Source organism: Streptomyces sp. NPDC090106, assembly GCF_044747265.1.
Taxonomy (GTDB): domain Bacteria; phylum Actinomycetota; class Actinomycetes; order Streptomycetales; family Streptomycetaceae; genus Streptomyces.
Window position 1 is genome coordinate 1 of record NZ_JBIVDS010000004.1, and the last position, 21,361, is coordinate 21,361.

At 72.5% G+C, this 21,361-nt stretch carries 19 protein-coding genes; 7 read left to right on the forward strand and 12 right to left on the reverse strand.

Going from position 1 to position 21,361, the window contains the following annotated elements:
* Positions 1-630 precede the first annotated feature (630 nt).
* Positions 631-1,656 carry a tryptophan--tRNA ligase gene (gene trpS / locus ACIPSE_RS13660; protein ID WP_401661758.1) on the forward strand — a complete coding sequence of 342 codons (1,026 nt, stop codon included), beginning with the start codon at positions 631-633 and terminating at the stop codon, positions 1,654-1,656.
* Between the two features lie 41 nt (positions 1,657-1,697).
* Here the strand turns inward: trpS and proC are convergent, their stop codons facing one another.
* The 3 genes from proC to ACIPSE_RS13675 all read right to left on the reverse strand — a co-directional run bounded on the left by proC (position 1,698) and on the right by ACIPSE_RS13675 (position 4,288).
* Positions 1,698-2,507: a pyrroline-5-carboxylate reductase gene (proC, locus tag ACIPSE_RS13665; RefSeq protein ID WP_401661760.1), complete on the reverse strand. Its 810-nt coding sequence runs from the start codon at positions 2,505-2,507 to the stop codon at positions 1,698-1,700.
* Positions 2,508-2,654: 147 nt separating this feature from the next.
* On the reverse strand, positions 2,655-3,443 hold the full coding sequence (locus ACIPSE_RS13670; RefSeq protein ID WP_401661763.1) for an ABC transporter permease: 789 nt from the start codon (positions 3,441-3,443) through the stop codon (positions 2,655-2,657).
* Positions 3,440-4,288, reverse strand: coding sequence for an ABC transporter ATP-binding protein (locus tag ACIPSE_RS13675; protein ID WP_401661765.1), 849 nt, complete (start codon positions 4,286-4,288; stop codon positions 3,440-3,442). The genes ACIPSE_RS13670 and ACIPSE_RS13675 overlap by 4 nt, the downstream gene beginning before the upstream one ends.
* 298 nt (positions 4,289-4,586) lie before the next feature.
* On the opposite strand from ACIPSE_RS13675, the gene ACIPSE_RS13680 reads away from it, so the two are divergent.
* Positions 4,587-6,038, forward strand: a complete 1,452-nt coding sequence (locus tag ACIPSE_RS13680) for a SulP family inorganic anion transporter (RefSeq protein WP_401661768.1) — start codon at positions 4,587-4,589, stop codon at positions 6,036-6,038.
* Here ACIPSE_RS13680 and ACIPSE_RS13685 read toward each other — a convergent pair.
* The 4 genes from ACIPSE_RS13685 to ACIPSE_RS13700 all read right to left on the reverse strand — a co-directional run bounded on the left by ACIPSE_RS13685 (position 6,002) and on the right by ACIPSE_RS13700 (position 8,112).
* Entirely contained in the window at positions 6,002-6,796 is a 795-nt protein-coding gene (locus tag ACIPSE_RS13685) for a class I SAM-dependent methyltransferase (RefSeq protein ID WP_401661771.1), read from the reverse strand. The two genes, ACIPSE_RS13680 and ACIPSE_RS13685, sit on opposite strands and share 37 nt — an antisense overlap.
* 69 nt (positions 6,797-6,865) lie before the next feature.
* Positions 6,866-7,363, reverse strand: a complete 498-nt coding sequence (locus ACIPSE_RS13690; RefSeq protein ID WP_401661774.1) for an EamA/RhaT family transporter — start codon at positions 7,361-7,363, stop codon at positions 6,866-6,868.
* 42 nt (positions 7,364-7,405) lie between these two features.
* On the reverse strand, positions 7,406-7,747 hold the full coding sequence (locus ACIPSE_RS13695) for a hypothetical protein (RefSeq protein WP_401661777.1): 342 nt from the start codon (positions 7,745-7,747) through the stop codon (positions 7,406-7,408).
* Positions 7,748-7,782: 35 nt separating this feature from the next.
* On the reverse strand, positions 7,783-8,112 hold the full coding sequence (locus ACIPSE_RS13700; protein WP_401661779.1) for an SH3 domain-containing protein: 330 nt from the start codon (positions 8,110-8,112) through the stop codon (positions 7,783-7,785).
* Between the two features lie 190 nt (positions 8,113-8,302).
* Here ACIPSE_RS13700 and ACIPSE_RS13705 point away from each other — a divergent pair, with 190 nt between their 5' ends.
* On the forward strand, positions 8,303-10,396 hold the full coding sequence (locus tag ACIPSE_RS13705) for a PQQ-binding-like beta-propeller repeat protein (protein WP_401661782.1): 2,094 nt from the start codon (positions 8,303-8,305) through the stop codon (positions 10,394-10,396).
* 108 nt (positions 10,397-10,504) lie between these two features.
* Here the strand turns inward: ACIPSE_RS13705 and ilvD are convergent, their stop codons facing one another.
* The 4 genes from ilvD to ACIPSE_RS13725 all read right to left on the reverse strand — a co-directional run bounded on the left by ilvD (position 10,505) and on the right by ACIPSE_RS13725 (position 15,067).
* A complete protein-coding gene (gene ilvD / locus ACIPSE_RS13710; protein WP_401661785.1) occupies positions 10,505-12,358 on the reverse strand; it encodes a dihydroxy-acid dehydratase in 1,854 nt (617 codons plus the stop codon).
* A 146-nt stretch (positions 12,359-12,504) separates the two neighbouring features.
* Complete coding sequence (locus ACIPSE_RS13715) at positions 12,505-13,110, reverse strand: TetR family transcriptional regulator (protein WP_401661788.1); 606 nt, start codon at positions 13,108-13,110, stop codon at positions 12,505-12,507.
* Positions 13,107-13,931, reverse strand: a complete 825-nt coding sequence (locus ACIPSE_RS13720; RefSeq protein WP_401661791.1) for a sugar phosphate isomerase/epimerase family protein — start codon at positions 13,929-13,931, stop codon at positions 13,107-13,109. The genes ACIPSE_RS13715 and ACIPSE_RS13720 overlap by 4 nt, the downstream gene beginning before the upstream one ends.
* Positions 13,932-14,134: 203 nt before the next feature.
* Positions 14,135-15,067, reverse strand: coding sequence for a Ppx/GppA family phosphatase (locus tag ACIPSE_RS13725; protein WP_401661794.1), 933 nt, complete (start codon positions 15,065-15,067; stop codon positions 14,135-14,137).
* Positions 15,068-15,138: 71 nt separating this feature from the next.
* Here ACIPSE_RS13725 and ACIPSE_RS13730 point away from each other — a divergent pair, with 71 nt between their 5' ends.
* Positions 15,139-16,029: a hypothetical protein gene (locus ACIPSE_RS13730; RefSeq protein WP_401661797.1), complete on the forward strand. Its 891-nt coding sequence runs from the start codon at positions 15,139-15,141 to the stop codon at positions 16,027-16,029.
* A 22-nt stretch (positions 16,030-16,051) separates the two neighbouring features.
* Here ACIPSE_RS13730 and ACIPSE_RS13735 read toward each other — a convergent pair whose 3' ends face one another.
* Entirely contained in the window at positions 16,052-17,728 is a 1,677-nt protein-coding gene (locus ACIPSE_RS13735; protein ID WP_401661799.1) for a hypothetical protein, read from the reverse strand.
* 184 nt (positions 17,729-17,912) lie between these two features.
* Here ACIPSE_RS13735 and ACIPSE_RS13740 point away from each other — a divergent pair, with 184 nt between their 5' ends.
* The 3 genes from ACIPSE_RS13740 to disA all read left to right on the forward strand — a co-directional run bounded on the left by ACIPSE_RS13740 (position 17,913) and on the right by disA (position 21,309).
* Complete coding sequence (locus ACIPSE_RS13740; RefSeq protein ID WP_401661802.1) at positions 17,913-18,647, forward strand: hypothetical protein; 735 nt, start codon at positions 17,913-17,915, stop codon at positions 18,645-18,647.
* A gap of 46 nt (positions 18,648-18,693) precedes the next feature.
* Positions 18,694-20,103 (forward strand): DNA repair protein RadA, encoded by a 1,410-nt coding sequence (gene radA, locus ACIPSE_RS13745; protein ID WP_401661804.1) that lies wholly within the window; start codon positions 18,694-18,696, stop codon positions 20,101-20,103.
* 81 nt (positions 20,104-20,184) lie between these two features.
* On the forward strand, positions 20,185-21,309 hold the full coding sequence (gene disA / locus ACIPSE_RS13750; protein ID WP_401661807.1) for a DNA integrity scanning diadenylate cyclase DisA: 1,125 nt from the start codon (positions 20,185-20,187) through the stop codon (positions 21,307-21,309).
* Positions 21,310-21,361: the final 52 nt, after the last annotated feature.

A 21,361-nucleotide genomic window follows, 5' to 3' on the forward strand; every position in this document is an offset into this window, starting at 1 on the left:
CGGGCTTTTCCCTTCGGTCTTGCGTTTCCGACTCTATCAGACCGTTTCCCGATCCGATTTCCTCGGTGCTTTCCAGGTTTCCGCTTCCGCGTTTCTCTTTCCGGCGGTTCCGACTCTATCAGATCCTTTCGGGCCTGACTCCCAGTCAGCGGGTTTCGCCTTCGCGGCTGTTGGGCCGTTCGGACGAGTGAGACTTTAGCGGATTCCTCGGCCCTGAGCTAATCGGGGCCCTCGTCCTTTCGAACGCGGATTCCTCATTTCGCAAATACGCATGGCAATACGCACGAAGGCGCACGACGACGGGTCGTCGAATGCTGCTGAGTACCTGCGGAATGGCTGTCCGGGGACCAACCGAGGTCGGCTCTCACGTCGGACAACTCGGAGAACACTACGGACGAGGCCAGGGTGTGTCAACTCCCGCCCGGACCGAACCCCTGAGGCGTACCCTTGGCCCCATGATGACGCGTACGTACACCCAGCAGTGGTGGGCCGCCTGACGGCGGCCGGACTGACGTATGCGTTCAACGGCCGCCGCCTCGGCGGCCGTTCTTGTTTCTCCCTCCGGAGCTCCAGGGGGCGGCCCGCCGGGACGACGGTGTCGACCAGGAGCGGACGAGGAGTGGAGAAGAGATGACGCGGGTCTTCAGTGGGGTCAAGCCGACCGGGCATCTGACGCTGGGGAACTACCTGGGAGCCATGCGGCGGTGGGCCGACGTCGATCAGCACCGGGCGGACGCGCTGTTCTGTGTGGTGGACCTGCACGCCCTGACCGTCGAGCACGACCCCGCGCGCGTGCGGCGGCTGAGCCGGCAGGCGGCGACGCTGCTGCTGGCCACAGGGCTGGATCCCGAGCTGTGCACGGTCTTCGTACAGAGTCATGTGGACGAGCACGCGCGGCTGTCGTATCTGCTGGAGTGCGTGGCCACGGACGGTGAGATGCGGCGGATGGTCCAGTACAAGGAGAAGGCTGCGCGGGAGCGGGTGCGGGGCGGGAGCGTGCGGCTGTCCTTGCTGACGTATCCGGTGCTGATGGCGGCGGACATCCTGGCGTACGGGACCGACGAGGTGCCGGTGGGGGACGACCAGACTCAGCACGTGGAACTGGCGCGGGATCTCGCGGTGCGGTTCAACCAGCGGTACGGGCAGGCCTTCGTAGTGCCGCGGGCCACGCATCCCTCGGTGGCGGCCCGGGTCATGAATCTTCAGGACCCGGCTTCGAAGATGGGCAAGAGCGAGGACGTCGGGCCCGGGATCGTCTATCTGCTCGATGAACCGGACGTGGTGCGGCGCAAGGTGCTGCGGGCCGTCACGGACAGCGGGCGGGAGGTCGTCTACGACCGGGAGGAGCGGCCGGGGGTCGCGAATCTGCTGGACATCCTCGCGGCGTGCACGGGTGGGAACCCATCCGAGCTGAGCGGTGTATACGAGTCGTACGGGTCATTGAAGACGGACACCGCCGAGGCCGTGGTCGAGGTCCTCAGGCCCGTGCAGGAGAGGCACAAGGAGTTGTGCGCGGATCCTGGTTATGTGGAAGGAGTGCTGCGGGATGGTGCGGAACGTGCCAGGGCGATGGCCCGGCCGGTCGTGGATGCCGCGTATCGGGCGATCGGGCTGCTGCCGGCGGTCTCGGGGGCGGATATCGGGGTGACCGCCTAGGACCTGCGGGTGCCGCCCGTGGGGGGCGGCACCCGGAGTGGTCAGCTGTTGCCGGAGGCCAGCTCGCGGCTGCGGTCGCGGGCGGCTTCGAGGGCGGCGATGAGTGCGGCGCGGACGCCGTGGTTCTCCAGCTCGCGGATGGCGTTGATGGTCGTGCCCGCGGGGGAGGTGACGTTCTCGCGGAGCTTGACCGGGTGCTCGCCGCTGTCGCGGAGCATGATGGCGGCGCCGATCGCGGACTGGACGATGAGGTCGTGGGCCTTGTCGCGGGGCAGGCCCAGGAGGATGCCGGCGTCCGTCATGGCTTCGACCAGGTAGAAGAAGTAGGCCGGGCCGGAGCCGGAGAGGGCCGTGCAGGCGTCCTGCTGGGACTCGGGGACGCGGAGCGTCTTGCCGACGGCGCCGAAGATCTCCTCGGCGTGGGCGAGGTGCTCGGCGGTGGCGTGGCTGCCGGCGGAGATGACGGACATGGCCTCGTCGACGAGCGCGGGCGTGTTCGTCATGACGCGGACGACGGGGGTGCCCTCGGCGAGGCGCTCCTCGAAGAAGGAGGTGGGGATGCCCGCGGCGCCGCTGATGATCAGGCGGCCGGCGGGGATGTGCGGGGCGAGTTCGTCGAGGAGGGTGCCCATGTCCTGCGGCTTGACCGTGAGGATCAGGGTGTCGGCGTTCTTGGCGGCCTCGGCGTTGGTGACCGGGCTGACTCCGTGGCGGGTGCGGAGTTCCTCGGCCCGTTCCGGTCGGCGGGCGGTGACCAGGAGGTCGGCGGGGGCCCAGCCGCCTCGGATCATTCCGCTGAGCAGGGCCTCACCGATCTTGCCGGTGCCGAGGACTGCGACTTTCTGGGTCATGGCTGCGGGTGCCCTCCGGGGTGTGCGTCGTCCGGGGTTCATCCTCGCACCGGGGAGGGGTGCGGGGCGCGGCTGTCCGCTGGACGGGATGCGGAGGACGGGTGAGTGACGGGGGCGGGTGAGTGGCGGGCGGGTCGGTGAGGGGGGTCACTGGGTGCGGCGCCTGAGGGTGGCCGCTCCGAGGCCGAGGACGAGCAGGGCGCATCCGGCGACGATCAGGACGTCGCGGACGAACGTGGCGGTCATGTCGGTGTGCCTGAGGACCTCGTTCATGCCGTCGACGGCGTAGGACATGGGCAGGACGTCGGAGATGGCCTCCAGGACGGGGTGCATGTTGTCGCGCGGGGTGAACAGGCCGCAGAGGAGGAGCTGGGGGAAGATCACGGCCGGCATGAACTGGACGGCCTGGAACTCGGAGGCGGCGAAGGCCGAGACGAAGAGGCCGAGGGCGGTGCCGAGCAGGGCGTCGAGCAGGGCGACCAGGAGGAGCAGCCAGGGGCTGCCGATGACGTCGAGGCCGAGGAACCAGACGGCGAGGCCGGTGGCGAGGGCGGACTGGACGATCGCGAGGGCGCCGAAGGCGAGGGCGTAGCCGGCGATGAGGTCGCCCTTGCCGAGGGGCATGGCGAGGAGGCGTTCGAGGGTGCCGGAGGTGCGTTCGCGCAGGGTGGCGATGGAGGTGACCAGGAACATCGTGATCAGCGGGAAGATCCCGAGGAGGGAGGCGCCGATGGTGTCGAAGGTGCGCGGGCTGCCGTCGAAGACATAGCGGAGCAGGAACAGCATCACGCAGGGGATGAGGACCAGCAGGGCGATCGTGCGCGGGTCGTGGCGGAGCTGGCGCAGGACCCGGGCCGCGGTGGCGAGGGTGCGGGAGGCGTTGAGGGCGCCGGTGGGGACCGGGGTGGTGGTCGCGGCGGCCGGGGTGGTGGTCATCGGGTCGGCTCCTTGTGGCGTCCGGCTGCGGCTGCCTCGTCCACGAGGTGCAGGAAGGCGGCTTCGACGGTCTCGGAGGCGGTGCGGGTGCGCAGGGCGTCCGGGGTGTCGTCGGCGAGGATCTCGCCCTCGCGCATGAGGAGGAGGCGGTGGCAGCGCTCGGCCTCGTCCATGACGTGGGAGGAGATGAGGAGGGTGGCGCCGCGCTCGGCGGCGATGTCGTGGAAGAGCCGCCACAGGTCGCGGCGCAGGACGGGGTCGAGGCCGACGGTGGGTTCGTCGAGGACGAGGAGTTCGGGGGCGCCGAGGAGGGCCACGGCGAGGGAGACGCGGTTGCGCTGGCCGCCGGAGAGGTTGCCGGCGAGGGAGTCGGCGTGGCTCGTGAGGTCGACGTCGGCGATGACCCGGGTGACGTCGGTGTGGCGGCGGTCGGCGGCGGCGCGGCCGGGGGCGAGGATCGCGGCGAAGTAGGCGAGGTTCTGGCGGACGGTCAGGTCGTCGTAGACGGAGGGGGCTTGGGTGACGTAGCCGATGCGGGCGCGGAGGGCGGGGTGGCCCGCGGGGTGGCCGAGGACGTCGAGGGTGCCGGTGACCTTGGCCTGGGTGCCGACGATCGCGCGCATGAGCGTGGACTTGCCGCAGCCGGAGGGGCCGAGGAGGCCGGTGACCTGGCCGCGCGGGACGGTGAAGCCGATGCCGCGCAGGACGGTGCGGGGGCCGCGGGCGACGGTGAGGTTCTCGGCGTGGACGGCCGGACCGTCAGCGGTGTCAGGGGTGTGGGAGGCGTCGGGGTCGGGGTCCGCGTCCGGGTCCGGTTCGGGGAGCCGGGGCGAGTAATTCATCATGCGATGAATAATGCTCTCGCGGACAAAGGCCGTCAAGCGAGGTGCGCACGGCGGCGCAGGCGCGCGTCGGTGTGATCGGAAGGGTCCGGTCCGGTACCCGTGCCCCCGGATGCCTCCACCGGCGGCGGGAAGGGGCTGCGCGATCAACTTCCTTTCCTGACAATGGATTTCAGTGCCGTGTACTCCCCCGACGCGGCACCCCACGCATCTCCCGACCCGAACCACTCGGCCGGATGGGCCGGATGGGCCGGACCGACCGAATCCGTTCATGGCTTCACCTGCCGGAGGTGCTCCGCTCATGCGCTCTGTCGTGCCCAAGGACGATCTGCTCGCTTCTCTGGTCGTGTTCCTCGTCGCGCTGCCGCTGTGTGTGGGCGTGGCGATGGCGTCCGGTGTGCCGGCCGAGCTGGGGCTGGTGACCGGCATCGTCGGCGGGCTGGTCGCCGGGGCGCTGCCCGGCCGCAGCCTCCAGGTCAGCGGGCCGGCGGCCGGGCTGACGGTGCTGGTGTACGAGGCCGTGCACCGGTACGGGATCGAGGCCCTCGGGGTGCTGGTGCTCGCGGCCGGGCTGGTGCAGCTCGGGCTGGGTGCGCTGCGGCTCGGGCGGTGGCTCAGGGCCGTGTCGGTGGCGGTCGTGCACGGGATGCTCGCCGGGATCGGGCTGGTCCTGATCGCCGGTCAGGTGTACGCGCTGGGTGACGCGACCGCGCCCGGGGACGGGCTCGGGAAGCTCGCCGGGCTGGTGCGGCTGCCGGGGCTGCTGGACCCGGTCGCGTTGTCGGTGGGGGGTGCCACCCTGGTCGTCCTGCTGCTGTGGCCGCGGTGGCGGCGGGGGGCCCGGCTGGTGCCCGCGCCGCTGGTCGCGGTGGGTCTCGCGGCGGCGGTGACCGGGGTCTTCGGCCTGGAGGTGCGGCGGGTGGAGGTGCGCGGGCTGCTGGATGCCGTGCGGCTGCCGGAAGCGGCGGACGTCGGGCGGCTGGCGGACGTGGGCGTGCTGGGGACGGTGGTGGCGTTCGCGCTGATCGCGTCGGCCGAGTCGCTGTTCAGCGCGGCGGCGGTGGAGCGGCTGCACGACGGGCGGCGCACCGACTACGACCGTGAGCTGATGGCGCAGGGCGCGGGCAACACGGTGTGCGGGCTGCTGGGCGCGTTGCCGCTGACCGCGGTGATCGTGCTGAGCGCGGCTGGCGGTACCCCCTCCGGGGGAGTGCGGGCAGGAGCGCGGACGAAGGCGTCCCGGGTGCTGCACGGGGTGTGGCTGCTGCTCTTCACGGTGGTGGTGCCCGGGGCGCTCGGGGTGATCCCGGTGGCGGCGCTGGCCGCGCTGCTGGTGCACGCCGGGTGCAGGCTCGTGCCGGTGCGGGAGGTGCGGGTGCTGTGGCGCGGGCATCGCGGGGAGGTGGTCGTGCTGGCGGTGACGGCGGTGACGATCGTCGCCGGGAACCTGTTCGAGGGGGTGCTGGTCGGGTTGGCGCTGGCGGTGGCGAAGACCGCGTGGGACGCCAGCCATGTGCAGGTGGAGACGGAGGACCGGGGCGCGGCGGGGCTCGTCGTACGGGTGCTGGGGCATGCGACGTTCCTGCGGTTGCCGAAGCTGCTGGACGCGTTGGAGGCGTTGCCGCGGGACCGGGAGGTGCGGTTGGAGCTGGGCGGGCTGCGGCATCTGGACCATGCGTGCGCGGCGGCGCTGGAGGGGTGGGCCGCGAAGCGGGGTCAGGCGGTGATGGCGACCAGCAGCTCGACGTCGTAGATCTCCTCGACGGTTCCGTCCGGGAACGTCTCCAGCAGGTGGCGGCGCTCGTCGGTGAAGAAGACGTCGGCGCGTTCGGGGCCCGCGACCAGGAAGATCGAGTGGCTGGCGAGGTTGGCGAGGTGGGTGTCGAGGGGGACGTGGCGGCTCCAGCGGACCAGGCGGTGGGCGAAGTCGAGGGTGCCGGTGGGGTCGGCGAGGGCGGCGCGGGCGCCGTCGCCGTTCAGTTCGACGGTCGGCAGGCCCCCGAGGTCGCCGAAGCCCGCGGCGATACGGCGTGCCTGGTCGGCGATCCACGGCACGTCGAGCGGGGAGGTGTTCCACCACAGGGCCAGCGCGCCGCCGGTCCGCAGCACCCGCCGGGCCTCCGGGACGGCCCGGGCCGGGTCGGTCCAGTGCCAGGCCTGGGCGTAGGTGAGGACGTCGAGGGAGGCGGCGGCCAGCGGCAGGGCGTCGCCGGTGCCGCGCACGATCGGCAGGCCGGGGTGGCCGAGGCGGAACTGGGCGGCCATGCCGTCACCGGGCTCGACCGCGATCACGTCCGCGCCGCGTTCCTGGAGCAGGGCGGTCCCGATGCCCGTGCCCGCGCCCACGTCCGCGACGCGGGCGCCGGTGAGGGGGCGGCCCGCGAGTTCCTCGATCGCGTCGAAGAGGGCCGGCGGGTAGGAGGGGCGGTGCGCGGCGTACTCGGCCGCGGCGGAGTTGAAGGACTGGGCGCGGGAGGTGTGGATACAGGAGGTGCGCGAGACGGCCGTCATACGGCCATGGTGGCCGAGGTGGCCGCGGGGTGCGGTGAGATTTCGGTGAGAGCCGGCAGGGCCGCGAGGTCAGGAGGGGCGGCGGCGCTTCTTGGAGGGGTTGCCGGTGCGGCGGGCTCCGCGCTTCTCGTACTGGCGGACGGCGGTCTCGTACTCCTCGCGGCGCAGCTTCTCGCCCGGGGCCTCGGTGAGGGAGCGGAAGAAGTAGGCGAGCAGCGAGCCGACGAAGCCGATGGCCAGCAGGCCGCGCAGGGACGCCTGGCGGTCGGGGTCGGGCCGCTTGCCGAAGCCGTCCCAGGTGTGGCGGAAGGCGAGGGCGCTGCAGATCGCGAACATCACGACCATGAGGACGGTGACGAAGCTGCCGATGTCCGCGAGGGCGAGGCCCTGGTAGGCGAACCTGAGCACGAGGCACGCGGCCACGGCCGCCGCGAGGGAGCCCACGGAGGCGCCGACCCGGCGCAGCGGGTAGCGGCCGTCGTGGTGCAGCCAGGTCGTACCGAAGAAACGCAGGGGTTCGGGGCGGGGGCCCGCGACCGGATCCGGGGTGCCGTTCGTCTCGCTCACGCTTCGATTATGGCGGGCGGGTGGGCGCGGGCCCCTGCGAGGTCAGAAGGAGCAGCGCGGACGGATGTAGCCGTCGCTGCCCGTCTGGATGTACGCGTCCGAGACGAACTCGCCGTCGTCGATGTTGTCCCAGATGTTCGAGGTGCCGTAGGGACCGGTCACGGTGGTGCCGGGCGCCTGGCAGAAGATCGGCACCTGGGCCCCCGCGAGGAGGACCCGGACGATCGAGTAGCCGGTGCCGGGGCCGCTGCGGACGTTCAGCTGGTATCCCGGGGCCACCGGGTAGTAGCGGACCGACTCCGCCTGGGCGACCGGTGACAGGGCCAGGAGAAAGGCCCCGGTGGCAGCTGCGAGCAGAACGGACCTACGTCTCGGAGACGTCATGGGATTCCCCCGGTGTCGGGTGGGCAGGAAGCGGATCAGGCGCAGCGGGACGCGACGTATCCGTCGCTTCCGGTGAGCACGTAGGCGTCCGAGACGTACTGGCCGTCGTCGATGTTGTCCCAGATGTTCGACGTCCCGTACGGACCGGCGACCGACTGGCCCGGGGTCTGGCAGTAGATGGGGACCTTGGCGCCCTCGGGCAGGACGCGGACGACCCGGTAGCTGGTGCTGGGACCGCTGCGGACGTTCAGGCGGACGCCCGGGGCGACCGGGTAGTAGCGCACGCTCGCGGTCGCGGCGACCGCGGTGGTGACGCTCTCCGCCTCGGACACGCTCTCGACGTCCTCGGTGCGTTCAACAGACATGGAAAATCCCCCCGTTCGGATCCCATGAGCGCCTCCAGCGCCATGGGCCCCGTTGATTCCCTCAAAGCACGACATGAAACACATGTACGCAACTCGCGCAGGGACACTAGCAAGTCGCCTCTGTCTCGCACGGGTAATCGACTAGGCTCCGTGCGTCGCGCGCGCGGACGAACAGCACGGGGGTGGTCCCATGGCGCCACAGCGGAACACCGGAGCGGGCGCGGAAGCGGAACTTCCCGAGTACGCCGGTCACTACCGTCTGGAGTCCCGTCTGGGCTCCGGCGGCATGGGAGTCGTGCACCTCGCGCGGAGCACGTCCGGGATGAAGGTCGCGGTCAAGGTCGTACACGGCGAGTTCGCCAAGGATCCCGAGTTCAGGGGCCGGTTCCGGCAGGAGGTGGCCGCGGCACGAAGGGTCAGCGGCGCCTTCACCGCCTCGGTCGTCGACGCGGATCCGGAGGCGGAACGGCCCTGGATGGCCACGCTGTTCATCCCCGGACCGACGCTGGCCGATCATGTGAAGCGGAACGGGCCGATGGACCATGCCCAGTTGCGCCGTCTCATGGCCGGTCTGGCCGAGGCGCTGCGGGACATCCATCGGGTCGGTGTCGTGCACCGGGATCTGAAGCCGAGCAACGTGCTGCTCGCCGAGGACGGGCCGAAGGTCATCGACTTCGGGATCTCCCGGCCGAAGGACAGCGAACTCCGCACCGAGACCGGAAAGTTGATCGGCACGCCGCCGTTCATGGCGCCCGAGCAGTTCCGGCGCCCGCGCGAGGTGGGGCCCGCCGCCGACATCTTCGCGCTCGGGTCGGTCCTGGTGCACGCGGCCACCGGGCGTGGACCGTTCGACTCCGACAGCCCGTACATCGTGGCCTACCAGGTCGTCCACGACGAGCCCGACCTGACCGGCGTACCGGAGAATCTCGCGCCGCACATCGAGCGCTGCCTCGCCAAGGACCCGGAGGACCGGCCCACTCCGGACGAGTTGATGCGGGCGCTTCGGTCCGTGGCGGCCTCGTACGACACCCAGGCGTTCATACCCGCCCAGCGCACGGGCGACGACATCCTGCCGGAGCCGCCCGCCGCGGCCCCGCCACGGCGGTCCCGACCCCGCTTCGGCAAACGGTCCGCTCTGATCGCCGGGGCGGTCGCGCTGATCGCGGGAGGCGCGTTCGCCTCGGTCCAGGTGCTCGGCGACGACGAACCCGCCGCGGCGGGCTCCCGACCGGAGGCGACGTCGTCCGGGTTCACGCCCTGGCAAGCCCCCGCGGTGGCCGAGGGCGGAGGCACCCCGCAGTGTGCGTACGGCGCGGGAAAGCTGTTCTGCGCGCAGTCCGGTGTGCTCTACGCGCTCTCGCCGGCCGACGGCACCCTGCTGTGGCGGCACCCGGTCGCCGAGTCGCTCAGGAGTGAGCCCCCGGTCGTGGCGGGCGGACTCGTGCTGATCACCGCGGACGAGGAGAAGCGGGTCGAGGCACTCGACACCGGTTCGGGTGAGACCCGCTGGGAGCGGACCCTGCCCGCCCATCAGGCGATGGGGTACTCGGACGGCATGCTGCTGCTCGCCCACGCCGACGGCAGGATCACCGGCGTCGACGCACAGTCGGGCGACATCGAGTGGAGCAGCCGGATTCCGGGCCAACGTGCCCCGTATCTCGGCTCGTTCGCCGGGGACCGGCTGCTGTACGCGACGACGGTCTCCGACGACCAGTCGAGCACCGAGGTCTCCGCGGTGGACCCGGCATCGGGCGCGGTGCGGTGGGCGGCCCGGCTGAAGGGCTCTCTCCAGCCCGTAGGCTCCCACGGCGGATCCGTCTTCTTCCTCGCGGCCGGCAAGGCCTACGACGACACGGCCGCGGTGGTGCGCTACTCCCCGCGCTCCGAGAAGTCCCGCCGGGTGGCACTGCCCCTCCCGCGCCAGGCCGTTCACGCGTCCGTGGCGGGCGACCGGGTCTATCTGCTGGCCGTGGGCGGCTCGTTGGAGGTGATCGACCTGGGCACGGGCAAGCAGCTGTGGAATCTCGAGACGGCGGTGTTCCGCGGCTCGGTACCGGTCCGTTCCGGCGAACACGTGTACTTCAGCGCCCCCGACGGACGGCTGCTGGCCGTGTCCGCCGACGGCGGGAAGCTGCTGGGCCAGACCTCACCGCGGCTCGGTGCCGCTTCGGACCGGGTCGCGGGGTCGGTCCCCGAACCGCTGGTCGTCGGAGGCCGCGTCTACGCCACCGCCCCCGACGGCACCGTCTTCGCTCTCGACGCCCGCAGCCCCGCCGCCTGGTAAGGCCCGCAGCCCCGCCGCCTGGTGAGGCCCGTAGTGCCGAAGCCCGTTGCGGCCCGGTACGGCGAAAGGGGCCGCCCCCGTCGGGGCGGCCCCTTTCGGGTGTGTGGGTCAGCCGAGCTTGGAGACGTCCCGCACCGCGCCCTTGTCCGCGCTCGTCGCCATCGCCGCGTAGGCGCGCAGCGCTGCGGAGACCTTGCGTTCGCGGTTCTTGGGGGCGTAAACGCCGCCCAGGGCGGCCTCGCGGCGGGCCAGTTCGGCGTCGTCGACGAGGAGTTCGATCGTGCGGCCCGGGATGTCGATGCGGATGCGGTCGCCGTCCTCGACGAGGGCGATGGTGCCGCCGGCGGCGGCCTCCGGGGAGGCGTGGCCGATGGACAGGCCGGACGTGCCGCCGGAGAAGCGGCCGTCGGTGACCAGGGCGCAGCTCTTGCCGAGGCCGCGGCCCTTGAGGTACGAGGTCGGGTAGAGCATCTCCTGCATGCCGGGGCCGCCCTTGGGGCCCTCGTAGCGGATGACGACGACGTCGCCCTCCTTGACCTGCTGGGTCAGGATCTTCTGGACGGCCTCCTCCTGCGACTCGCAGACGACGGCCGGGCCCTCGAAGGTCCAGATGGACTCGTCGACGCCGGCCGTCTTCACGACGCAGCCGTCGACCGCCAGGTTGCCCTTGAGGACGGCGAGGCCGCCGTCCTTGGAGTACGCGTGTTCCGCGCTGCGGATGCAGCCGCCCTCGGCGTCCTGGTCCAGGGTGTCCCAGCGCTCGGACTGGGAGAACGCCTCGGCGGAGCGGACGCAGCCGGGGGCCGCGTGCCACAGTTCGACGGCCTCGGGCGAGGGGGAGCCGCCGCGCACGTCCCAGGTCTTGAGCCAGTCCGCCAGGGACGGGCTGTGCACGGAGTGGACGTCCTCCCGGAGCTGGCCCGCGCGGTGCAGTTCGCCGAGCAGGGCCGGGATGCCGCCGGCGCGGTGCACGTCCTCCATGTAGTACGTGCGGTTCTTCGCGACGTTCGGGGCGACCTTCGCGAGGCACGGCACCCGGCGCGAGACCTCGTTGATCTCGTCGAGGCCGAAGGGCACGCCCGCCTCCTGGGCGGCGGCCAGCAGGTGCAGGATCGTGTTGGTGGAGCCGCCCATGGCGATGTCGAGGGCCATGGCGTTCTCGAAGGCCGCGAAGGTGGCGACGTTGCGCGGCAGGACCGTCTCGTCGTCCTGCTCGTAGTAGCGGCGGGTGATGTCCATGACCGTGCGGGCGGCGTCCTCGTACAGGCCCTTGCGCGCGGTGTGCGTGGCGAGGACCGAGCCGTTGCCCGGCAGGGAGAGGCCGATGGCCTCGGTGAGGCAGTTCATCGAGTTGGCGGTGAACATGCCGGAACAGCTGCCGCAGGTCGGGCAGGCGTTCTCCTCGATGCGGAGGATGTCCTCGTCCGAGATCTTGTCGTTCACGGCGTCGGAGATCGCGTCGACCAGGTCGAGGGTGCGGACCGTGCCGTCGACGAGGGTGGCGCGGCCGGACTCCATGGGGCCGCCGGAGACGAAGACCGTCGGGATGTTCAGGCGCAGGGCCGCGTTGAGCATGCCCGGGGTGATCTTGTCGCAGTTGGAGATGCAGATCAGGGCGTCGGCGCAGTGGGCCTCGACCATGTACTCGACCGAGTCGGCGATCAGGTCGCGGGAGGGCAGGGAGTACAGCATGCCGCCGTGGCCCATCGCGATGCCGTCGTCGACGGCGATCGTGTTGAACTCGCGCGGGATGCCTCCGGCCTCGACGATCGCCTCGGAGACGATCCGGCCGACCGGCTGGAGGTGGGTGTGGCCCGGCACGAACTCGGTGAAGGAGTTCGCGACGGCGATGATCGGCTTTCGGCCGATGTCCGCGCCGGGTACACCGGAGGCGCGCATAAGGGCGCGGGCGCCCGCCATGTTGCGGCCGTGGGTGACTGTGCGGGACCTCAGCTCGGGCATCGTCGCTCGCTCCTTCAGACAGTTGTGGCTGCTATCGAGCGTACGCCCGTCATCCACAGGCCGGACAGGGTGTCCGGAATCCGGGACGCGCGTCTCGCGACCGGGCCGGCTGACGGACCCGGCGGGGCTCAGGGGTTCGTCAGGGTTCAGGGGTTCGTCAGGTGGCCCTGCACCACCGGTGCCACCCGCGCGACGATCTCCTCCGCGTCCGCCGACGCGATCGGCTCGATCTTGATGACGTACCGCAGCATCGCCACCCCGACCAGCTGCGCCGCCGCCAGCTCGGCCCGCAGCTCCGCGTCCGGTACGTCCAGCTCGGCGGCGACCCGGCGCATGAGCTGGGCGGAGATCAGCCGCCGGAAGACGCTCGCCGCGGCGTCGTTCGTCACCGCCGAGCGGACGACCGCGAGCAGCGGGGCCCGGCTCACGGGGTTCTCCCACAGGCCGAGGACGAAGCGGGTCATCCGCTCGCCGATCCCGTCGAGCGGCCCGTCGAAGGCCGCGTCGCGCACCTTCACGGCCGGGGCGAACACGACCTCCACGGCCGCCTCGAAGACCTGCTCCTTGGTGCCGAAGTAGTGGTGAACGAGCGCCGGGTCGACCCCGGCGGCCTTCGCGATGCCCCGCACGGACGTCTTGTCGTACCCGCGCTGGGAGAACTCCTCGCGGGCCGCGCCCAGGATGCGGTCCCGGGTGTCCGCGGACTCGCTGCGCGGGGGCCGCCCCCGGCGCCGGGAGGTGACGCCGGTCACGGCCGGGGCACCTTCAGCGCCGACGCGAGATGCAGCCGCGTGAAGGCCAGCGCCTCGGCGAGGTCGGCCTCACGTTCGGCGCTGGACATCGCGCGCCGGGTGTTGACCTCGATGACGACATGGCCGTCGAAGCCGGACAGCGCGAGGCGTTCGAGCAGCTCGGCGCAGGGCTGGGTGCCGCGGCCCGGGACGAGGTGCTCGTCCTTGGCCGAACCGCGCCCGTCGGCGAGATGGACGTGGCCGAGCCGGTCGCCCATGCGGTCGGCCATCTCCATCGCGTCGGTCCTGGAGGTCGCCGCGTGGCTGAGGTCGATCGTGAAGTGCCGGTAGTCGTCCTGCGTGACGTCCCAGTCGGGGGCGTAGGCGAGCATCTCGCGGTCGCGGTAGCGCCAGGGGTACATGTTCTCGACGGCGAACCGCACGTCCGTCTCGTTCGCCATCCGCCAGATCCCCTCGACGAAGTCGCGGGCGTACTGGCGCTGCCAGCGGAACGGCGGGTGGACGACGACCGTGGACGCGCCGAGCTTCTCGGCCGCGGCCTGGGCGCGCTGGAGCTTGACCCAGGGGTCCGTGGACCACACGCGCTGCGTGATGAGCAGGCAGGGCGCGTGGACCGCGAGGATGGGGACGCGGTGGTAGTCGGAGAGGCGGCGCAGTGCCTCCATGTCCTGGCTGACCGGGTCCGTCCACACCATGACCTCGACGCCGTCGTAGCCGAGGCGCGCGGCGATCTCGAAGGCCGTCGCGGTGGACTCCGGGTACACGGAGGCCGTCGAGAGGGCGACCTTCGCGTCCGGGATCCGTACGACTGGTTCTGCCACGGGGACAGGTTACGGCGTACGGACGGGGTGCTGCGGGGCGCCTATGCGCCGTTGTGGTGTTCGCCACGGGCGGGTGCGCGTACGTCCTCGCCGTTCACGCCCCCCGCACCGGCACCTCTCCCCGCGCCGTCGCCCGTGTCCCCACGCCGTCGCCATGTGCCCTCTACGCCGTCGCCATGTGGTCCAGGCGGCGCCATGTGCCCCTACGCCGTCGCCATGTGGTCCAGGCGGCGCAGGATGACGCCCTCGCGCAGCGCCCACGGGCAGATCTCCAGGTTCTCCACGCCGAAGAGGTCCATCGCGCCCTCGGCGACCAGGGCCCCCGCGAGGAGTTGGCTCGCGCGGCCGTCCGAGACGCCGGGCAGCTCGGAGCGCTGTGTCTCGGTCATCCCGGCGAGCCTCGGCACCCACGCCTCCAGCGACTCCCGCTTCAGCTCCCGCTGGACGTAGAGGCCCTCCGCGGAGCGCGCGGCACCCGCGATGCGGGCGAGCTGCTTGAAGGTCTTGGAGGTGGCGACGACGTGGTCGGGCGCCCCGAAGCGGCTGAACTCGCCGACCGTGCGGGCGATCTGGGCGCGGACGTGCCGCCGCAGGGCCCTTATCGCCTCGGGGTCGGGCGGGTCGCCCGGGAGCCAGCCGGCGGTGAGGCGGCCGGCGCCGAGCGGGAGGGAGACGGCCGCGTCGGGCTCCTCGTCCATGCCGTAGCCGATCTCCAGGGAGCCGCCGCCGATGTCGAGGACGAGGAGCTTCCCGGCCGACCAGCCGAACCAGCGGCGGGCCGCGAGGAAGGTGAGCCGGGCCTCCTCGGCGCCGGTGAGGACCTGGAGCTCGACGCCGGTCTCGGCCTGCACGCGCGCGAGGACGTCGTCGGCGTTGCTGGCCTCGCGCACGGCGGAGGTGGCGAACGGGAGCATCTCCTCGACGCCCTTGTCCTCGGCGGCCTGGAGGGCCTCCTGGACCACGGCGATCAGCTTGTCGACCCCTTCGGGGCCGATCGCCCCGCTCCCGTCGAGGAGTTGGGCGAGGCGCAGCTCCACCTTGTGCGAGTGCGCGGGCAGCGGGCGCGCGCCCGGGTGTGCGTCCACCACCAGCAGATGCACCGTGTTCGATCCCACGTCGAGGACACCGAGTCTCATGTACGGAACGCTACTGCCAGCGGAGCCGTACGCCGTCCCCGAGGCTGTCCTGGGCGCTTTACCCTTGACCCGTGCCAAAGACGAATAAGGCAAACCTCGATAAGGCGCCCAAGCCGGCCAAGGGCGCGACGGAGGCTGTCGACGCCTTGCAGGGGAAGTCGACGGTGATGACGGAGGTGGCGTCACCGAAGAAGTCGAAGAAGGCCCGGGCCGCGGACGAGAAGGGGCTCGACTTCGTCCGTGCGTGGGCGGAGTTCCCTGATCCCGCGGACGACGAGCAGGTCTTCCGGTGTGATCTGACATGGCTGACCTCTCGCTGGAACTGCATCTTCGGCAGCGGCTGCCAGGGCATCCGGGCGGGCCGGGCGGACGACGGGTGCTGCACGCTGGGCGCGCACTTCTCCGACGAGGACGACGAGAAGCGGGTCGCGGGCCACGTGGCGCGGCTCACGCCGGAGATCTGGCAGTTCCACGACGAGGGCACCGAGCACGGCTGGATCTCGGAGGACGAGGACGGCGAGCGCCAGACCCGTCCGTACAAGGGCTCCTGCATCTTCCAGAACCGCCCCGGTTTCGCCGGCGGCACGGGCTGCTCGCTGCACATCCTGGCCATCAAGGAGGGCCTGGAGCCGCTGGAGACGAAACCGGACGTCTGCTGGCAGCTGCCGGTGCGCCGGACGTACGAGTGGATCGACCGGCCGGACGACACCCGGGTCCTCCAGGTGTCCATCGGCGAGTACGACCGCCGCGGCTGGGGTCCGGGCGGCCACGACCTGCACTGGTGGTGCACCTCGGCGACGTCGGCGCACGGGGCGGGCGACCCGGTGTACGTGTCCTACCGCGCGGAGCTGGTCGAGCTGATGGGCAAGGCCGGGTACGACCGGCTGGTCGAGCTGTGCGAGCAGCGGCTGGCCTCCCAGCTGCCGCTGCTGGCACCTCATCCCGCGGACCCGGTGGCCTGACCGCCCCGCGGCTGTGCGCCGGTCACGACGAGGCCGGGCTCGGGTCGCCGCTGCCGGGCGGCGGCGAGCCCGCCGGGTCGGACGGGCTGTCGCTGGGGCTGCCCGAGGGCGGGTCGGACGGGCTGCCCGAGGGGGTCCCGCCGGGCGGGTCGCTCGGGGTGGGGTCCGTCGGGGTGGGTTCGGGGTCGGAGGGCGGCGGGTCGCCGGGGGTGGTCGGGCCGGGGTCGGTCGGGGTGCCGGTGGCGGTGCCGTAGCCCTCGATGGAGACGACGGCGCCGGCGGGTGCGATCGCCACCCGTGCGCTCCAGTAGCCGGACGGCTCGCGCAGGTGGTCGACGTACACCTTGATCGTCAACGTCTCGCCGGGGGCGAGGGTTCCGGCGGAGTGGCTGAGGTAGAGCCAGGACGCGCCGGTGGTCGCGGACCAGCGGACGGAGGCGTCGCCGGTGGCGGTGAGGGTGATGAGCGTGGTGTCGCCGCTGTGTCCGGCGCTCACCGCCAGATGGCCCGCGCCCTTGCGGCCCGCGCCGGTGACGCTGACGACCTCCACGGACACGTCGGCCTTGCCGCCCTCGGTGAAGCGGTCGCCGGGGCGGGTGCTGGCGTTGCCCGCGTTCTCGTACCCGCCGCCCGACTCGCCGTCCAGGGTGCCGGAGCCCTGCTCCTCGCCGGCGGAGGTCGCCCGGCCGTCGGCGCCCTCCGCCGTGGGGGTGGCCCGGTAGGCGGCCCACAGGGCGAGCACGGGCGCGGCGACGACGGTGGCGACGACGGTCGTCGTGACGGCACGCGCGCGGAGGCGGTCGCGGCGGGCCGCGCGGTCCTTGGGGTCCATCGGGAAGCCGCGCCGGTCGAAGCGGGGCGCGGTGGCCCGCGAGAAGGAGCCCATCGCCGTGCACAGCCCCGCGCGCGGGGCCTCCAGGACGGGCAGTTCGGCGGGGGTGACGGCGGCGCCGGGCCAGTGGCCGGGGACCGCGCGCTCGGCGGTGCGGCGGCAGCGCGGGCAGTCGTCCACGTGCCGGACCAGTTCACGGCGTACGGCGGAGCTGAGGACCATCTGGTGGTCGTCGGTGAGCCGGGCGACGCTCGGGCAGGTGCCGGTCTCGACGACGGCGAGCGCGGCACGCGTGCGTTCGACCTCGCAGGCGGCGGAGGCGAGCAGTTCGCGGGCGGCGGCCGGCTCCAGGCCGAGGACGGCGGCGACCTCGTGGGCGGCCAGCTGGTGGCGCACGGCGAGTTCGAGCGCCTCGCGCTGCTCGGGGGTGGTGCCGGCCGCCTCCGGCCAGGCCAGCAGGGCCAGTTCGCGGCGCCGCTCCTGCTGGGTGTGCTCGGGGACCGGCGGCTGCTGGGGGACGCCGGGCCGGCCCGCCGCGTGCGTGGCCTGACGTTTCTGCTTGGCCTCGGCGAGCTTGCGCAGGCAGGCCCAGCGGGCCAGCGCGTACAGCCAGGCCCGGCGGTCACCGGCCGCGTCCGGGCCGTTGCGGCGTTCGGCGAGGGCGAGGACGTCTCCGAGGGCGGCGGTGGCCGCGTCGTGGTCGCACAGCACGGACAGGCAGTAGGTGAACAGGCCGTCCAGATAGGCCTCGTAGCGTGCGGGAGGCCGTTGTGCGAGCGTGCGCGCGGCACCACGGTCACGCGCCTCCCGGTGCGCCCGGTGTGCGCCGGTGGTGCGGGTCGGGGTCTGCGGACTGCTGCTCTTCACTCGTGGACCGTAGGCCGCCCGCGTCGGCCCCTTCCCGCACCTTGAGGACATTTACTCCGTACGGGTGAAACGATCCCTCATAAGGGGACAGGAACGCCGGGCAGCCGCGCCCTGGGTGTGACGCGCACCTGTTCTGAGTAGCGGTACTCATGGCGTGGCCACAGCCCCGGCACAGACTTCGGACATGAGTCGAACGCGTGGGGGAAACCCGCTGAAGAGCGGGCTGTCGGTGGCACTGGCGGGGCTGTGCGCGATGGCGCTCGCCGGGTGCGGGACCGAGCGGGCCGGTGGCTCCGGGGCCGGGCCGGAGGCGTCCGCCGCGCCCCGCGCGCGGGCCGAGGCGGCCCGGCAGGCCGAGGAGTCCGGGAAGGGCGACGACGCCTCCGGGGGCTCGGAGTTCATCGCTTTCATGGAGCTCCTCAACGAGGTCGCCGAACCGTGCCTGCCCGACCTGCCCGCCCCGCCGCCCCCGGCCGCGCCGGAGGGGGAGGGCGCGCCGGAACCGGGGACCTTGGACCCGGAGGCGCTGGAGAAGGGACCGCGCGAGGCGCCCCTGCCGGAACTGCCCGCGCTCCCCGAGGAGCCTCCGCCCGGTGGCCCCGTGGACCCGCGCGCGGAGGCCGAGCTGAGCTCCGTCGAGGAGTGCGACGCCCGTCAGCACATCCGCCGCATCACCGCGGAGCTGGACGGTACGGCCGACCCGGCGCCCGGCGAGGTCGGCGCCGCCCTGCGCCGCCTCGGGTACATCGAGGAGCGGATCGAGGGGCCGCGGCGGTCGGGCGGGGGCGTCGCGTTCACCCTCGACCTGCGGCTCATGGGCGGCCGGTTGTGCCTGGACGGGACCGCCACCGCGGGCCGCACGGTCGTCGAGCCGTACGGCGCGGGCCCCGACGCCGACTGCTCCGGGGTCGCGCGGTAGCCGGGGCGGGGACACGTTGTCAGTGCGGGCGGCTACGGTTCTCGGCATGGCTGCCCGTACGAAGACCGCCAAGGACCGCCCCGCCTACCGCTGCACCGAGTGCGGCTGGCAGACGGCGAAGTGGCTCGGCCGCTGCCCCGAATGCCAGGCCTGGGGCACGGTCGAGGAATACGGCACGCCCGCCGTCCGCACCACGGCCCCGGGCCGGGTCACCCACTCCGCCGTGCCGATCGGCCAGGTCGACGGCCGGCAGGCCACCGCCCGCACCACCGGCGTGCCCGAACTGGACCGTGTCCTCGGCGGCGGTCTCGTCCCCGGCGCGGTCGTCCTCCTCGCGGGCGAACCCGGCGTCGGCAAGTCGACGCTGCTGCTGGACGTGGCGGCGAAGTCCGCGAGCGACGAGCACCGCACGCTGTACGTCACGGGCGAGGAGTCGGCGAGCCAGGTCCGGCTGCGCGCCGACCGCATCGGCGCCCTCGACGACCATCTGTACCTGGCCGCCGAGACCGACCTGTCCGCCGTGCTCGGTCACCTGGACGCGGTGAAGCCGTCCCTGCTGATCCTGGACTCGGTGCAGACGATCGCCTCCCCGGAGATCGACGGCGCCCCCGGCGGCATGGCGCAGGTGCGCGAGGTGGCGGGCGCGCTGATCCGCGCGTCGAAGGACCGGGGCATGTCCACCCTGCTGGTGGGCCATGTCACCAAGGACGGCGCGATCGCCGGCCCCCGTCTGCTGGAGCACCTGGTGGACGTCGTCCTGCACTTCGAGGGCGACCGGCACGCGCGCCTGCGCCTGGTCCGGGGCGTCAAGAACCGCTACGGGGCGACGGACGAGGTCGGCTGCTTCGAGCTGCACGACGAGGGCATCACGGGCCTCGCCGACCCGAGCGGACTTTTCCTGACGCGACGTGACGAACCGGTCCCGGGCACCTGTCTGACGGTGACCCTGGAGGGCCGCCGCCCCCTGGTGGCCGAGGTCCAGGCGCTCACCGTCGACTCGCAGATCCCCTCCCCGCGCCGGACGACGTCCGGTCTGGAGACCTCCCGGGTCTCGATGATGCTGGCCGTCCTCGAACAGCGGGGCCGGATCAGCGCCCTGGGCAAAAGGGACATCTACTCCGCGACGGTCGGCGGCGTGAAGCTGTCGGAACCGGCGGCGGACCTGGCCATCGCGCTCGCCCTGGCCTCCGCGGCCAGTGACACCCCGCTGCCCAAGAACCTCGTCGCGATCGGCGAAGTGGGCCTGGCGGGCGAGGTCAGACGGGTCACCGGAGTGCAGCGCAGACTGGCCGAGGCGCACCGGCTGGGCTTCACGCACGCGCTCGTCCCGGGCGACCCGGGCAAGGTCCCGGCGGGGATGAAGGTCCTGGAAGTCGCCGACATAGGAGACGCCCTGAGGGTCCTTCCGCGCTCGCGTCGCCGAGACGCCCCACGGGACGAGGAGGAGCGCCGGTAGACTTTGCCCTGGTCTCGCCCGTCCGTACGAACCGAAAGTACGAAACGGGAGCGTCCCAGAACCTGCGACCGGAGGAGTGCAGTGGCAGCCAACGACCGGGCAGCAGCTCCCGGAAAGTCCGGTGGGAGTGCCGGTTCCGATGGCCTGATGCGCGCCTCCCTGAGCGCCGTGGCACCGGGCACCGCCCTGCGGGACGGCCTGGAGCGGGTGCTCCGCGGCAACACCGGCGGTCTCATCGTCCTCGGCTCCGACAAGACCGTCGAGACGATGTGCACGGGCGGTTTCGTCCTGGACGTCGAGTTCTCGGCCACCCGTCTGCGCGAGCTGTGCAAGCTCGACGGCGGCATCGTCGTCTCGTCCGACCTGTCGAAGATCCTGCGCGCGGGCGTCCAGCTCGTGCCGGACCCGACGATCCCCACGGAGGAGACGGGCACCCGTCACCGCACCGCGGACCGGGTCTCCAAACAGGTCGGCTTCCCGGTGGTCTCCGTCTCCCAGTCGATGCGGCTGATCGCCCTGTACGTCGACGGCCAGCGCCGTGTCCTGGAGGACTCGGCGGCGATCCTGTCCCGGGCGAACCAGGCCCTGGCGACCCTGGAGCGCTACAAGCTCCGCCTGGACGAGGTCGCGGGAACGCTGTCGGCGCTGGAGATCGAGGACCTGGTGACGGTCCGCGACGTCTCCGCGGTGGCCCAGCGCCTGGAGATGGTCCGCCGGATCGCCACGGAGATCGCCGAGTACGTGGTCGAGCTGGGCACCGACGGCCGCCTGCTCGCCCTCCAGCTCGACGAGCTGATCGCCGGCGTGGAGCCCGAACGCGAGCTGGTCGTACGGGACTACGTCCCCGAGCCCACCGCGAAGCGTTCCCGCACGGTCGACGAGGCGCTGTACGAGCTGGACGCCCTCAGCCACGCCGAGCTCCTCGAACTCCCCACGGTCGCGCGCGCCTTGGGCTACACCGGTTCCCCGGAGGCGCTGGACTCCGCGGTCTCGCCGCGCGGCTTCCGGCTGCTGGCCAAGGTGCCCCGGCTGCCGGGCGCCATCATCGACCGCCTGGTGGAGCACTTCGGCGGCCTCCAGAAGCTGCTCGCGGCGAGCGTGGACGACCTCCAGACGGTGGACGGCGTCGGCGAGGCCCGCGCGCGCAGCGTCCGCGAGGGCCTGTCCCGGCTGGCGGAGAGCTCGATCCTGGAGCGCTACGTCTGACCCGCCCGGCGACCCGGCCCGGTGTCACACCGGGGCCGGTCCCCGCCCGGTC